We start from the raw sequence: 14,178 nt of genomic DNA, 5'->3' as shown, positions 1-14,178 counted from the left end.
CCCAGCGACTTCGCGATGGCGACCATGTTGCTACCGCGCGATATCGTCCAGCACGTAGCCCATGCCGCGCCGCGTGTGGATCAGCTTGGCCGGGAACGGATCGTCGACCTTGGCGCGCAGCCGCCGGATCGATACGTCGACGACGTTCGTGTTGCTGTCGAAGTTCATGTCCCACACCTGCGAGGCGATCAGCGAGCGCGACAGCACCTCGCCGCGCCGGCGCGCCAGCAGATGCAGCAGCGCAAACTCCTTGGAGGTCAGCTCGATCTTTTGTCCCGAACGCGTGACGCGCCGGCGAACGGCATCGATGCGCAGGTCCGCCACCTCGATCCACTCGTTCTCGCGCACGGGGCCGCGGCGCAGGATCGTGCGGATCCGGGCGACCAGCTCGGCAAAGGCGAACGGCTTGATGATGTAGTCGTCGGCGCCGAGCTCGAGCCCCTTGAGCCGGTCGGCCAGATCGTCGCGGGCGGTCAGGAACAGCACCGGCGTGTCCTGGTCGCGCCGCAGCTCCCGCAGCATCTGCCAGCCGTCCATGCCCGGCAGCATCACGTCCAGCACGATCAGGTCGTAGGGGTGCGCGCGGGCGTGCGACAGGCCATCGACGCCATCGCGGGCAAGGTCCACGACGAAGCCGGACTCGGTCAGGCCCTTGTGCAGATAGGCCCCCGCCTTCGGTTCATCCTCGACAATCAATACACGCATCGACATTCAACGAATCGCCGGACCGCCGGCAAGACGGTAACGGTACCGCAATCCTGGCGCTCACGGCCGAACATGACAAATTTGTCATGTCGTCGTCAGACTGCAGCGGCCGGTGACAACCGTCGACCCGATGGCCGGGGTCCACGCCGGGATCGCATCGCCGATGGCATCTCCGACGCGCATGACAGCATTGTCATGTCGCCGTCATGCTGTGGTGGCGGAGCGCTCCCTAGACTGTCTTCACCGGTCGCAACCGGCCAACCCTTTCGGAGAACGCTGACGATGAAGATGCTCAAGCACGCCCTGCTCACCACCACGCTGGCCCTGGCCGCACTGCCCGCCTTTGCGAGCGCGGGCAGCGCCGCCGATATCCGCGCACGCAACGTCTATCTGGATGGTGCCCATCAGGGCCGCGTCGATCCGTTCACCGACGGCGCGCGCGCGGGAACGCGCGATGTGTTTACCGACGGCGCCGCTACCGCGCCGTCGCCAGATGCGCGTTGACCTTGACGATCGGCGGATCGTGGATGCGCGTCGGGTCCCAGACGATCTCGTCGACCTTGCCCGGCTCGAACAGCATGCAGATCGTCGATCCGCCGTATTGGAAGCAGCCGAGTTCCTCGCCCTTGCTGACCCGCTGGCCCGGCACCACCTCGACCCTGCATGACGACACCTCGCCCATGCCGATGAACACGCAGGCGATCTGCCCGACGGCTGGGTCGTCGGCCTCGACGACGATCACCGCGCGGGCGGCCATCGCGCTGGTATAGCCCTGCGAATCGTTCAGGCCCTCGGGATCGGGGCCCTGCGCCTCGGCGCACGAGTAGTAGGTGCCGGCCAGGTTGTACGCCTTGACGATGGTGCCGCCGACGGGCGCGTGCCAGCGGTGATAGCTGTAGGCGTTGAGGAAGGCCTGGTAGACCGTGCCGCCGACGAAGCGGCGCGCCAGGTCTTCCTCGTGCGCGCCAACCATGTCGCGCAGCGAATACGGCTGCGACTTGATCCAGAAGTCGTCCACCAGCTTGACATCGCGGCGCAGCGCGTACGGCTTTGCCTCGCATGGGCTGACGACGATCTTGCCGTCGTCGGCGCCTTCGACCGGTCTGACGCCGTCGCGGAAACGCCGCGTGAAGAAGTCATTCCAGGACAGGAAGCCCCAGTACGGTAGCTCGCGATGCGTAACGAATTGGGAGAGCCCGATCTTGGCGTCCGCCTCGGCACTGAACCAGCCATCGGGCGATCCGGTATTCAGGTGCGCCCGCGAGTGCGGCCCGCTGAGGAACGCCGACCACGCCGTCAGCACGCGCCGGATCTGCTTGTTGAACACCGGATGCCGGAACACCGCGTAGCCCGACGGCATGCACATCGGCCAGTCGAACACGGCATTGAGCGGGCACACCACCAGGCTGCTGTCGCTGAACGGCGGCGCGTACGACATCAGATAGTCGACCACCAGCATCAGCTCGTCGATGTCGCGATATCCGAGCGCGTAGCCCGCATCGGTCGCCTCGCCGATCGCTCGCGTCAGGCCCATCCGCAGCGTAGCGTCGTCGCGCAACAAGGTATGCAGCGCAGCTACCGCTTCTGAGCGGGGACCACTGCTGCTTGCGTGCTCGCTGGCCTGCCGGCAAAGCCGCAGCCTGAATTCGGCCACGGCGGACTCGTCGGCGGGAAGCCAGCTGCCGAGGCGCTTGCGCTCGCTGGCAGGGGAAGAAGGCGCGTTCCTTGATGGCATGGCGTCGCATCGCCGCGGTCGATTCATATTCCGCGGGCAAGATCATGGTGATGCCGACCAGTATGCGCAGCCGGACCCGCGCGTGTCATCGGTGCGCGTCTGACATCGGCGGTGCCTGCCGGGCAGCGATGCCGTCGCTAATAACTTCTTAAACCCGCATCGGCACGATTCGCACCGTGGGACGCCAGCCCTTGGCGGCCCCGGCAACAGCAAGGTGTCCCGTGCCGATTCCCATGCTTCCTCCCCGCTCCGCCACGACTGCACCCGCGGCGCCGGCTGGCTCGCCTGCGTCCGCCATCGACGGCCCATGCCTGTGCCTGCGGTGCCGGGCACTGGCGCTTGCGCGTGCCCGCGTGGAGCAGGCGCAGCCGATCGCCCGCCCTGCTGACCTCCCGATCCACCCTCGCCTTACCCATCCAGAATGAACCGAACCAGATCTCGTCGCCGCGCGACACCCATTCGCTATCCGGCCGCCGTGGCGGCCATTGCCTTGCTGGCCAGCCTGTGGACGCCACAGGGCTGGGCGCAGGTTGCCGATGCCGCGCTGCAGCCCGGCGAATCGCAGTGGGGCCTCGGTGTCGGCGCCGCCGCCCGGCGCAAGCCCTATCGCGATATCGGCACCGACTACAGCGTGATTCCGGTGCTGTCGTACGAGAACCGGTGGGTCCACGTGTTCGGCCTCACTGCGGACCTGAAGCTGCCTTCGCTGGGCCCGGTCTCGTTCCGGCTGCGCACGCGCTACGGCCTGAGCGACGGCTATGAGGCCTCGGACTCTGGAGCGCTGGAAGGCATGGCCGACCGCAACGCCAGGCTGTGGTTCGGCGGTGCGGCGATCTGGCACAACCCCATCGGCAATGTCTCGGCCGAATGGCTCGGCTCGGCCGATGGCAACCGGGCCACGCTGCAGGTCAGCCGCGGCTTCCAGTACGGGAACTTCCGGCTGACGCCGCATGTCTCGGCGCAATGGCTCAGCAGCCAGAACGTCGACTACTACTACGGCGTCAGGGCATCGGAGGCGCGGATCGGCCGGCCCCAATATCAGGGCGATTCAACCGTCAACTTCACCGCGGGCTTGCGCGTGGATTACCGCCTGGCGCGCCATCACGGGCTGTTCCTGGACGTCAGCGCCACGCGGCTGGGTTCGGGAATCAAGGACAGCCCGATCGTCGACCGCTCCAACACGACCACCGTGCAGGTGGGCTACCTGTACCGGTTCTGAGCCGCCGGGGAACGACACCGCAGGCAATGCCGATGGCGGCATCGGCTCGGCCGGCGAGAAGACGACCCGTACGCGAAAGCCCCGGCCGTCCAGGCCGGGGCCCGTCTCGATGCGCGCCCCGTGCGATTGCGCAATGGTGGCGACCAGCGACAGGCCGATGCCGCTGCCGCGGACCCGATTGCCGCTGGCGCGGTGAAAGCGCCGGAAGATCGCCTGCCGTTCGGCGGCGGGCACGCCCGGCCCGTCGTCGGCGACCTCCAGATAGACGGCACCGCCTGCGCCGCCATTCGCAGTCCCGCAGGCGACATGGATCCGGCCGCCCGGCGGCGTATACCGCAGCGCGTTGTCGACGAGATTGCGCAGCAGGATGCCGATCTCGTCGACATTGCAGGCGATGCACCCGCCCCCGGTCTCCACCGACAGCTGGCGCGCCTGCAGTTCGGCCTGCACCTCGAACTCGCTGGCGACATGCAGTACCAGATTGCCGAGGTCGGCGGGTTCGTGCGGCGCCTGGCCACAGGCATTGAGGCGGGCCAGATCGAGCAATTGTTCCGCCAGCCGCGTCGTCCGCTTGGCCGTGGCCAGCAGCTTTTCCAGCGCGGTGTCCTTCTCCTTCCCGCTGGGGGCGCGCATGGCGACCTCCACCTGAGCCTGCAGCGCGGACAACGGCGTGCGCAGTTCATGCGCCGCGTCTCCGATGAAACGCCGCTCGCTCTCCACCGCCTGATCGAGCTGCGCCAGCACGCGGTTGAACGACTGCACCAGCGGCTGCAATTCGGTCGGCAAGGACGTCGATGGGAGCGGTGTCAGGTCGAACGTCGTGCGATCGCGCACCAGCCGCTCCAGCACCGCGACCGGCTTCAGCGATCGGCGCATCGTGTGCCACAACAGCACGCCGACCAGCGCCAGCAGCACGCTGTTGGCAATCAGCGCGTGCATCGTGGCCTCGCGTACCTCGGCGTCGATGATGGCATGCGGAATCCCCACCTGTGCCTGCATGGTGCCGGTGCTGTCGGAGATGGCATAGACGCGCCAGCGTTCGCCGTCGATGACACGCGTGGCAAACCCGTCGACGAAGTCCGGCTTCAGCGCGGCCGCCGGCGAACTGGCCTGGGCACGCGGCCGCGGGCTCTGCACGGTCAGCAGCTTGCGCTGCGACCAGATCTGGATCACCAGATCGAACTCGGGCGAACCGTCGTCGTCGCGGACCTCGCGCCCCGGCCCGACCAGATTGAACGCCTTCTTGTTGGCCGGCAGCGCGCGGACGATGCGGGCGGCGAAGGCCTGCAGCTTGTCGTCCCAGATACTGGAGCGGCTGTGCTGCAGATACACCATCAGCGCCGCCAGCGACACGACCCAGCACAGCACGATGACGCCGACCATCACGGCGAGCAGCCGCCCCTGCAGCGACCTCATGCGCCGGACTCCCCGATCATGTAGCCATGGCCGTGCACCGTGGTGATCAAGCCCTCGCCCAGCTTGCGGCGCAACTGATGGATGAACACCGCGATGGTATTGCTCTCGATCGCGCTGGCATTGCCGTATACCACGCGCTCCAGGTGTTCCCGCGTGATGACGCGGCCCGGGCGCTCCAGCAGCGCCAGCAGTGTCCGGTACTCCTGCGCGCTCAGCGGAACCCGGGCGCCCGCCCGGGTGACCACGCGGCGGCTGCGATCGAGCTCGATGTCCCCCCAGCTGAAAACGGGAACCACCCGGCCCTGGCTGCGCCGGATCACCGCGCGCACGCGCGCCCATAACTCGTCGACCTGGAATGGCTTGACCAGATAGTCGTCGGCGCCGGCATCCAGCCCTTCGATCCGCTCGCTCAGCTGGCCGCGCGCCGTCAGCATCAGCACCGGCGTGACGTCGTAGCCAGCGCGCATGGCCCGCAGCACGGTCAGCCCGGACTCGCCCGGCAGGCCGATATCGAGCAGGACCGCCGAATAGGCATGGTCGACCAGCGCGGCGCGGGCCGCGGCGGCGCAATCCGCATGGTCGATCCGCCAGCCGTTCTGCCGGGCGCCATCGCAAATGACCTCGGCCAGCATGGCATCGTCTTCGACCAGCAGCAAATCGATGGCGCTTGTCATCGGAAAGCGTATCCAGAGTGGAATGGAGAGCCGCGGGCACGGGAGGATGCCAGCGCGACATTAAGCGTTGATTAAGACGGAAGATCGTTGCAGCGGGAGCAACATTCGTTCCCCGCGGCCTGGGCCTCGGATCACCGGGAAGGCCTTGACCACATGCCGCAGCAGCCTGTCGGCCACCGGCGACAGCAGCCGGCCCGCGTGATCACGTGGATGCGGCCGTTGTTCAGGATCGGGCTGGCGAGCGGCAGCGACACCAGCTGCTTGAACTGCGGCCCCTTCAGCGGCACCGAACGCGGCGTCAGGATATAGCACGGCGGTCTCCGGCCTGCGCGTGCCCCCCCCCTTTGACCCGCATGTCTGCATTGTTCTTCGTGCCTACCCGCATTGACATTTCGGATCGACGCGCGATCCCTTGCGGGCCGCGCATTCGCTTGTGCGGCAAGGCCTGGCCGGTACTGGCCAGCGGCTTGCCTTTTGCCACAAAACGTCATAGCTTTCGTCATGCCAATCGACCGAACAGTCCTGCTTCGTCGATCGGCGCGAGGGGTCGAGAATCAGCCTGACAAGGCGTGGACACTGAATTCGCGCAGCGGGCCGATTCGAAAAATCGAACTGGGAGGAATCGATTTGTTCGGCGGCGTCGGCATTTGCTCGGCGCCGCCTCGGTGTTTCGTCGGCGGCCATCCACACGGCTTGCCGAATCCGAATACGACCGGCTCTTGGGCGCCCCCTCGATGATCCATTTGCCCCCACGTGTGCAAAGCCTGACGATCCGCATGCGGACGGTCGCGCTGTTCGCGGCCCTGATGCTGGTGGTTTTCGTGCTGGTGACCTGGGCTGTCTCGTACCAGATGGTCAGCCATTCGCGGCAGGACCGCCAGCAGGTGCAGGCCGTCTATGTGGCCAGCAAGGAAAAGGAGCTGCGCCACTACGTCGAACTCGGGCATGCCACGCTGGTCCGCATCGCCCACGGCAGCGGCGAGGAGGCGGACCTGCAGCAGCAGGCGCTGGCCGCCCTGTCCCGCATGCACTTCGGCAACGACGGCTACTTCTTCGTCTACGACCGCCTCGGCAATGTGCTGCTGAACCCGGGCAGCATGGGAATCGACGGCGTCGATTTCTGCGATCCGGCCGATACCGGCAGCGACCAGGCGATGATGCTGATCAACAAGGCGCGCGCCGGCGGCGGCATTGTTCGATACAACTGGATCAAGCCCTCCTCGCGCACCGAAGCGCCCAAGATGTCCTATGTCCGTGCCGCCGACCAGTGGGGCTGGATCCTCGGCGCCGGCCTCTATATGGACGACATCGAGCGGGAGCTGGCGGCCTTCGACGCCAATGCCGCCCGCACGCTGCGCGATACGCAGATCCGGATCAGCGCCTTCGCGCTCGGCTCCATCATGCTGATCAGCCTGGGCGGCCTTGCCCTGAATCTGCACAACTCGCGAATCTCCGGCGAGAAGCTGCGCCGGCTGGCTCGGCGCGTGGTCAGCTCGCAGGAGGAGGAACGCGCCCGCGTCGCGCGCGAGCTGCACGACGGCGTGGTGCAGGTGCTGGTGTCGTCCAAGTACCTGCTGGAGACCGCACAGGTCCGCCTCGAGCAGGAACAGGGATCGGACCGGACGTCCGCCGCGCCGCCCGCACGCCGCCACGCGCCGCAGGAACTGCTGGCGCAGGGCCTGGGCCGTCTGCAGGAGGCCCTGGTCGAGATCCGCCGCGTGTCGCACGGCCTGCATCCGGCGCTGCTGAGCGACCTGGGTCTGGCCGCCGCGCTGCGCATGCTGGTCGAACAGTTGCGGCCGCAGTGTCCCGTCGACCTGCGCTTCGCGGAGCACGGTGCGATACCGGCGCTGTCCGAGGCCCAGGCCACGGCGCTGTTCCGCGTTGCACAGGAGGCGCTGAACAATGCGCTGTCCCACGCCCATGCCGGCTGGGTGCAGATCGCACTTACCGGAAGCGAGCGCCATGTCGAGCTGACGATCGAGGACAACGGCCGCGGTTTCGATCTGAAAAAGGTGCGTGCCGACCGCCAGCGCGGCATCGGCCTGCGCAATATGCGCGAGCGCATCGAAAGCCTGGAAGGCAGCGGCTTCGCCATCCATACCGGGCCCGACGGCACGCGCGTCGAGGTACGGCTGGCGCTGCGCGCGCCCGAGCCCGAGACCGACAGCCGCGCCGACAGCCGCGCCGACATCCGCGCCGACAGCCGGCCCGACGTTCCGGCCACCGTCCCCCTGCAAGGAGCCCTGCTGCATGACCTCGAACCTGCGTGTGCTGCTCGTCGATGACCATCCGTTCGTGCTGGACGGCGTCCGCCTGCGTCTGGAGGCCACCGGCGAAATGACGGTGGTCGGCGAGGCGTCCAACGTGGAGGACGCCATCGCGGTGGCCGAGCAGCGGCGTCCCGATCTGGTTGTATCGGACATTCACATGCCGGACGCCAACGGCCTGCAGCTCGCCACGCGGTTTGCCGAGCGGTTTCCGTCGATCCGCGTCGTCGCGCTGTCGATGCACAAGGATCCGGAGTATGTGCGCCGCGCCTTCGCGCTCGGCATCGCGGCCTATGTCCTGAAGGAAGCGCCGGCACACGAGCTGGTGACCGCGATCCGCACGGTCGCCGCGGGCGGCACCTATCTCAATACCGAACTGCAGGCGTATCTGCGGACCGACGAGCCGCCCCCGTCATCGCGGCGGACGCTGACGCCCAAGGAAGCCACGGTGCTGAAGCTCGTGGCCGAGGGCTATTCCAACAAGGAAATCGCCGAGCGGCTCGGCACCTCGGTGCGGACGGTGGAGACACATCGCCTGCATGTCCGTCGCAAGCTGCAGGTCGGCGGACGCGCGGAGCTCGTCAAGTACGCGGTTCACTTCTCCGATCTGCATGCGGTCGGATTGGCCGACGAGGCACTCGCGGCGGACTGCTGACCGTCATCCCTCTGCTGGGGCGCCATCCCCGCGATGGTGCCGCCGCGCCGCGCGAGCGCACTGCCCGGGCGCACGTCGCAAGCGCGCCTCGCTTGCGCATTGCCCTTCTGCGTGCATGAACACCGTGCTCTCGGTATTACTGCGTAGGGGAAAGTCGTCCTGATGCCGGGACCGCAGTTTGCATAGACTTTTTTCGGACAGGCGCCATGCGTTCGAATGTTCGAATGTTCGAATGTTCGAGTGTTCGAATACGCGATGCGCCGATCGTTGGACCGAGATCGTTGGACCGAAACGGGAGAGCACCATGGACGAGCTGAAGCAAACGCAGAGACCGGCAGTCGCGACGCAATGGCAGGCGGAGGACCTGGCGACGTGGACGCCGAAGCGCCGTGAATTTCTTCGGATGCTGGCCTACGGCGCCGGCTCGCTGGCGCTGGGGCCGCTGATCGGCGCCTGCTCCGACGACGCATCGGCGCAGGCATCGGACCTGCGCTCGCGGCTGACGCAGGACGAAGCGTTCTGGGCGCAGGTGCAGGGCATGTTCGTGCTCAAGCCCGAGAAGGTCTACATGAACATCGGCACCGGCGGCTCGATGCCGCAGGTCGTGCTCGATACGTTCGAGCAGGAAAACTTCGCCAAGGCGGCCGATTCCTCGAGCGGATATGGCAACCTCGCGGACCTGCGCGAGGCCGTGGCCAAGGGCTTCGGCGTCGATCGCGACGAGCTGGCCTTCTCGGCCAACACCTCGTCGGGCATGTGCCATGCGATTCTCGGCATCAAGTGGGAACCGGGCGATGTGGTGGTGACCACCAACCACGAACACGGCGGCGGTCTGACGCCGCTCAATATCGCGGTGGACCGCTATGGCATCGAAGTGTCGATGATCCAGGTGCCGACCGGCAATCGCCAGAGCGCCAGCACCTATGTGCAGCTGTTCGACGAACGGATCCGGGCGCTGAAGGGCCAGGGCAAGCGAGTGCGCGCGATGATGTGGTCATCGCCGACCTACAAGACCGGCACCATGCTGCCGATCGCCGATCTGATGGAGGTGGTCAAGGCGCATGGCCTGATCAGCATTGTCGATGGCGCGCACCTGCCCGGCATGATGGCGTACGACTACGGCGCGCTCGGCATGGACTTCATGTCCGGCGCCGGACACAAGTGGCAGTGCGGCCCCGGCTCGACCGGCATCCTGGTCATCCGCAACAAGATGCGCGCATCGAACCCGCTGCCGCTGCCCGACTGGTTCCCGATCCATACCAGTTCCTACGCCAGGCAGCAGCCGCGCGGCGCGTACGATATCGCCGCCACGGTGACCTCCTGCGGCAGCCTGCATGTGCCGATGTTCCGTGCGCTGGCACGGGCCTGCGAAATGTGGGATTCGATCGGCAGGAAGAAGATCGAGACCTACGATCTGACGCTGTCGGCCTACCTGAAGGAAAAGATCGTCGAGCGCTGGGGTATCGATTCGCTGTACTCGCCGAAGGACGACCCGAAGCTGGTGTCGGCGCTGACCTGCTTCAATCCGTTCCGCAATCGCGACGACGTGATGAACCAGCAGAAGGCCACCACGTTCGTCAACCGCATGCTGAGCGACTTCTCGCCGGGCTTCGTGATCCGCTCGGTCAACTTCGAAGTCATCGGCGCGCCCGCGCAGCACTACGGCATCCGCATCTCGACGCACCTGTGGCACGACGCGAACGACATCGACCGGCTGGTGGAATCGATGTGGAATCTGTCCGGCGCCATGGCATAACCGACCTTCCCCTTTCCAACAAGAGTCAGCCCATGAAACGATCGATCGCTTTGATTGCCGCCGCGCTTTGCGGCGCGGCATCGCTGTCCGCCTGCGCCCAGCAAGGCGGCGCCCTGCGCGCCGTCTCGTCGCCCGATGCGCCCAAGGCCATCGGGCCCTATTCGCAGGCGGTCCGCGCCGGCAATGTGCTGTATCTCGCCGGGCAGATCCCGATTCATCCGAAGACCGGAGAATTGATGAAGGACGCGCCAATCGAGGCGCAGACCCGGCTGGTGCTCGACAACCTGAAGGCCGTGCTGGCGGCCGACGGGATGACGATGGCCAACGTCGTCTCGACCACGGTCTACATGAAGGACCTGAACGACTTCGCCAAGATGAACGAGGTCTACGGGACCTACTTCACCGGCGTCACGCCGGCGCGCGCGACGGTGCAGGTGGCCAGGCTGCCGCGCGATGTGGCGGTCGAGATCGGGGCGATTGCGGTGAAGCCCTGAGCGGGCCCAAGGCCCGCCACGCGGCAAGGACAGCGGGGCACGGCGTCGGCCGGCCCCGCTTTCCCCGTTGCCGCTCGCGCCGCCCGCGGCGTCCACTCCCGCCTCGATCCCGCCACCGGATCGCCTCGATCACCAGCGTCAGCGCCTTCGACGCATTGCGCCGGTTCGGATAGCAGGCGAACAGCACCGGAAACTTGGGGGCCATGGGCCGCCATCGCATTGCACGCCGTGCGCCTCGAAGTAGTCCGGCGAGCCGACGCATCAGTGCTTGCCGATTGCGCACGCTGCGAGAAACGGCATTAGCGAATATCATTGCGCCGGAGCGCAATTCGGCGCGCAATCGGCGTGCATGCCGCAGCGGCCCGCGCTCGGATAACAACTCCCGAACACTACCCCACCGACCTCTATTCCGCCATGGCACGCCTCCAACTCAATGGCCAGATCAAGGAAATCGACGTTCCGGGCGATACCCCGCTGCTATGGGTATTGCGCGACGAGCTCGGCATGACCGGCACCAAATTCGGCTGCGGCATGGCACTGTGCGGCGCCTGCACGGTGCATATGGACGGCTCGCCGATTCGCGCCTGCATTACCGCGGTCTCCGCCGCGGACGGGCACGCCATCACAACGATCGAAGGCGTGGAATCCGATCGCGTCGGCCGCGTCGTGCAGAAAGCCTGGGTAGAGAACAACGTGGCCCAGTGCGGCTATTGCCAGGCCGGCCAGATCATGTCGGCGGTCAGCCTGCTGAAGGCCACACCGGCGCCGAACGAGCGCCAGATCGACGAAGCGATGAGCGGCAACATCTGTCGCTGCGGCACCTACCCTCGGATCCGTGCGGCGATCAAGCAGGCGGCCGGCGAACTGGCCAAGGGGGGCAAGTAATGCGCGCAAACGACTCGACCATGACCCCGGCCATGACCCCGGACCTCTCGCGCCGCGGCTTCCTGCAAGGCACTGCGCTCGGCACGCTGGCGCTGGCGGTCGGCGCCAATGGCATCATCGGCCTGGCCCGCGCCGATGACGACGCGCCGAAGAAATATGGCGCGGATTCGATGCCCGGCGGCACGGTGTCCGATCCGCTGGTATTCGTCTCGATCGGCGCCGATGGCACGGTGACCATCGTCGCGCATCGCGCCGAGATGGGCACTGGCGTGCGGACCAGCCTGCCGATGGTCGTCGCCGACGAGATGGAGGCGAACTGGGACCGCGTCAAGGTGGTCCAGGCCGAGGCCAACGAAACGCGCTACGGCAACCAGAACGTCGACGGTTCGCGCAGCGTGCGGCATTTCCTGATGCCGATGCGGCGTGTCGGTGCGGCGGCGCGGCAGATGCTGGAGGCCGCCGCCGCGGCGCGCTGGTCGGTGCCGGTCGGCGAGGTCCGCGCGCAACGGCATGAGGTGGTCCACCTGCCGACGGGCCGGCGCCTGTCCTATGGCGAGCTTGCCGCCGACGCCGCGAAGCAGCCGGTCCCCGCGCAAGGCACGCTCAAGCTCAAGACCCCCGACCAGTTCCGCTATATCGGCAAGGACCGCGTGCGCCTGGTCGATCTGGAAGCGATCGGCAAGGGCCAGGCCACCTATGGCATGGACGTGCGCCTGCCCGGTATGGTCTATGCCGTGGTCGCCCGGCCGCCGGTGGTCGGCGGCAAGGTGCGTGCGGTTCGCGCCGACAAGGCGCTGGCCGTACCGGGCGTGCTCAAGGTCGTCGAGATACCGCCGTTTGCCGGCGCCCCCGCCTTCCAGCCGCTGGGCGGCGTCGCCGTGGTGGCGCGCAATACCTGGGCCGCGATGCAGGGCCGTGCCGCGCTCGAGATCGAGTGGGACGACGGCCCCAATGCCGCTTACGACTCGGTCGCCTATCGCCGTACGCTGGAAGCCGCGGCGCGGCAACCGGGCAAGGTGGTACGCAACGAGGGCGATGCGCCGGCTGCCTGGAACAAGAGCGCCGAGAGCGAGCGCTACGCGGCCGAGTACTACCTGCCTCACCTGGCCCATGCTTCGATGGAACCGCCGGTGGCGACGGTGCGCGTCAGCGGCAAGACCGCCGAGGTATGGACGTCGGTCCAGAATCCGGTGGCCGCCCAGACCGCCGTCGCCAAGCGGCTCAAGCTCGAGCCCAAGGACGTGCGCGTCAACGTGGTGCTGCTGGGCGGCGGCTTCGGCCGCAAGTCCAAGCCCGACTTCGTCGACGAGGCCGCGGTCGTGGCCCAAGCCATGCCCGGCACGCCGGTCAAGCTGGTATGGACACGCGAGGACGACATCCATCACGACTACCTGCACACCGTGTCGGTGGAGCGCCTCGAGGCGGTCGTCGGCAAGGACGGGCGCCCGCAGACCTGGCTGCACCGCAGCGCCGCGCCGACCATCGGCTCGCTGTTTACGGCCGGGGCCAAGGGCCAGCAGCCGTTCGAACTGGGGATGTCGGCCATCAACATGCCGTACCGGATTCCGAACGTGCGTGTCGAAACCGCGGAAGTCGAGGCCCACGCGCGCATCGGCTGGTTCCGCTCGGTGTCCAATATCCCGCATGCGTTCGCGGCACAGTGCTTCATCGCCGAGCTGGCTCATCGCGCCGGCAAGGATCACAAGCAGTTCGCGCTGGACCTGATCGGCCCGGCCCGCAAGATCGATCCGCGCACGATGGCGGATAGCTGGAACTACACCGAATCGCCGGAGCGCTATCCGTATGACACGGGCAGGCTGCGCGACGTGATCGAGGCCGCCACGCGCGGCGCGCGCTGGGGCCGCAAGCTGCCGCGCGGGCATGGCCTGGGCCTGGCCTTCTGCTACAGCTTCATGAGCTATACGGCCGCGGTCGTCGAGGTCGCCGTCAACGACAAGGGCGAGGTGCAGGTCGTCGCGGTGGACATGGCGATGGACTGCGGCCCGCAGATCAACCCGGAACGCATCCGTTCGCAGCTCGAAGGCGGCGCGATCATGGGGCTGAGCCTGGCGCTGTCCAGCGAGATCACCTTCGAGAAGGGGCGGGTCAAGCAAAGCAACTTCCACGACTACGAGGTACTGCGCCACCACGCGTCGCCGCGGACGATTCGCACGCACCTGGTCAACGGCAGCCACGACGTGCCGCCGGGCGGCGTCGGCGAGCCGCCGGTGCCGCCGGTCGCACCGGCGCTGTGCAACGCGATCTTTGCCGCAACGGGCAAGCGGATCCGTTCGTTGCCTGTGCGCACGGTCGCCTAGCACGGGCCACAGTGCCATCGCCGGGGGCTCGCTGCCTCACCGGCAAGCACG

The 14,178-nt window shown here is 67.4% G+C and carries 11 protein-coding genes and 1 pseudogene; 8 read left to right on the top strand and 4 right to left on the bottom strand.

The features are described from left to right. Nucleotides 1-30 precede the first annotated feature (30 nt). Nucleotides 31-705 (bottom strand): heavy metal response regulator transcription factor, encoded by a 675-nt coding sequence (locus FOB47_RS05490; protein ID WP_006576095.1) that lies wholly within the window; start codon nucleotides 703-705, stop codon nucleotides 31-33. 282 nt (nucleotides 706-987) lie between these two features. Between FOB47_RS05490 and FOB47_RS05485 the strand changes: the two genes are divergently transcribed. After that, nucleotides 988-1,209, top strand: a complete 222-nt coding sequence (locus tag FOB47_RS05485) for a hypothetical protein (RefSeq protein ID WP_174780218.1) — start codon at nucleotides 988-990, stop codon at nucleotides 1,207-1,209. Here the strand turns inward: FOB47_RS05485 and FOB47_RS05480 are convergent. After that, a complete protein-coding gene (locus tag FOB47_RS05480) occupies nucleotides 1,181-2,440 on the bottom strand; it encodes a phosphatidylserine decarboxylase family protein (protein WP_174780217.1) in 1,260 nt (419 codons plus the stop codon). The two genes, FOB47_RS05485 and FOB47_RS05480, sit on opposite strands and share 29 nt — an antisense overlap. Before the next feature lie 421 nt (nucleotides 2,441-2,861). On the opposite strand from FOB47_RS05480, the gene FOB47_RS26105 reads away from it, so the two are divergent. After that, a complete protein-coding gene (locus tag FOB47_RS26105) occupies nucleotides 2,862-3,659 on the top strand; it encodes a MipA/OmpV family protein (protein WP_244959156.1) in 798 nt (265 codons plus the stop codon). Nucleotides 3,660-3,776: 117 nt separating this feature from the next. Here the strand turns inward: FOB47_RS26105 and FOB47_RS26100 are convergent. Both FOB47_RS26100 and FOB47_RS05470 read right to left on the bottom strand, forming a co-directional pair. After that, nucleotides 3,777-4,535 (bottom strand): annotated as a pseudogene (locus tag FOB47_RS26100) (sensor histidine kinase); the annotation flags it as partial. A 536-nt stretch (nucleotides 4,536-5,071) separates the two neighbouring features. Further along, nucleotides 5,072-5,737 (bottom strand): response regulator transcription factor, encoded by a 666-nt coding sequence (locus FOB47_RS05470; RefSeq protein ID WP_053824623.1) that lies wholly within the window; start codon nucleotides 5,735-5,737, stop codon nucleotides 5,072-5,074. Nucleotides 5,738-6,483: 746 nt separating this feature from the next. On the opposite strand from FOB47_RS05470, the gene FOB47_RS05465 reads away from it, so the two are divergent. From FOB47_RS05465 to FOB47_RS05440, 6 genes are all read left to right on the top strand, one after another. Further along, nucleotides 6,484-8,037 carry a cache domain-containing protein gene (locus FOB47_RS05465; RefSeq protein WP_244959154.1) on the top strand — a complete coding sequence of 518 codons (1,554 nt, stop codon included), beginning with the start codon at nucleotides 6,484-6,486 and terminating at the stop codon, nucleotides 8,035-8,037. Then, entirely contained in the window at nucleotides 8,003-8,674 is a 672-nt protein-coding gene (locus FOB47_RS05460; RefSeq protein ID WP_174780215.1) for a response regulator, read from the top strand. Before FOB47_RS05465 ends, FOB47_RS05460 begins: the two co-directional genes overlap by 35 nt. Nucleotides 8,675-8,978: 304 nt before the next feature. After that, nucleotides 8,979-10,430, top strand: coding sequence for an aminotransferase class V-fold PLP-dependent enzyme (locus FOB47_RS05455; protein WP_053823935.1), 1,452 nt, complete (start codon nucleotides 8,979-8,981; stop codon nucleotides 10,428-10,430). A 32-nt stretch (nucleotides 10,431-10,462) separates the two neighbouring features. After that, nucleotides 10,463-10,924: a RidA family protein gene (locus FOB47_RS05450; RefSeq protein WP_082371743.1), complete on the top strand. Its 462-nt coding sequence runs from the start codon at nucleotides 10,463-10,465 to the stop codon at nucleotides 10,922-10,924. A gap of 414 nt (nucleotides 10,925-11,338) precedes the next feature. Further along, complete coding sequence (locus FOB47_RS05445) at nucleotides 11,339-11,809, top strand: (2Fe-2S)-binding protein (RefSeq protein WP_053823936.1); 471 nt, start codon at nucleotides 11,339-11,341, stop codon at nucleotides 11,807-11,809. Between the two features lie 32 nt (nucleotides 11,810-11,841). Next, nucleotides 11,842-14,127, top strand: a complete 2,286-nt coding sequence (locus FOB47_RS05440) for a xanthine dehydrogenase family protein molybdopterin-binding subunit (protein ID WP_244959153.1) — start codon at nucleotides 11,842-11,844, stop codon at nucleotides 14,125-14,127. Nucleotides 14,128-14,178: the final 51 nt, after the last annotated feature.

This window comes from Cupriavidus gilardii (genome assembly GCF_013347325.1).
Taxonomy (GTDB): Bacteria; Pseudomonadota; Gammaproteobacteria; order Burkholderiales; family Burkholderiaceae; genus Cupriavidus; species Cupriavidus gilardii.
Note: the sequence above shows the minus strand (reverse complement) of the source record. Positions and strands in the feature narration are given on the sequence as shown.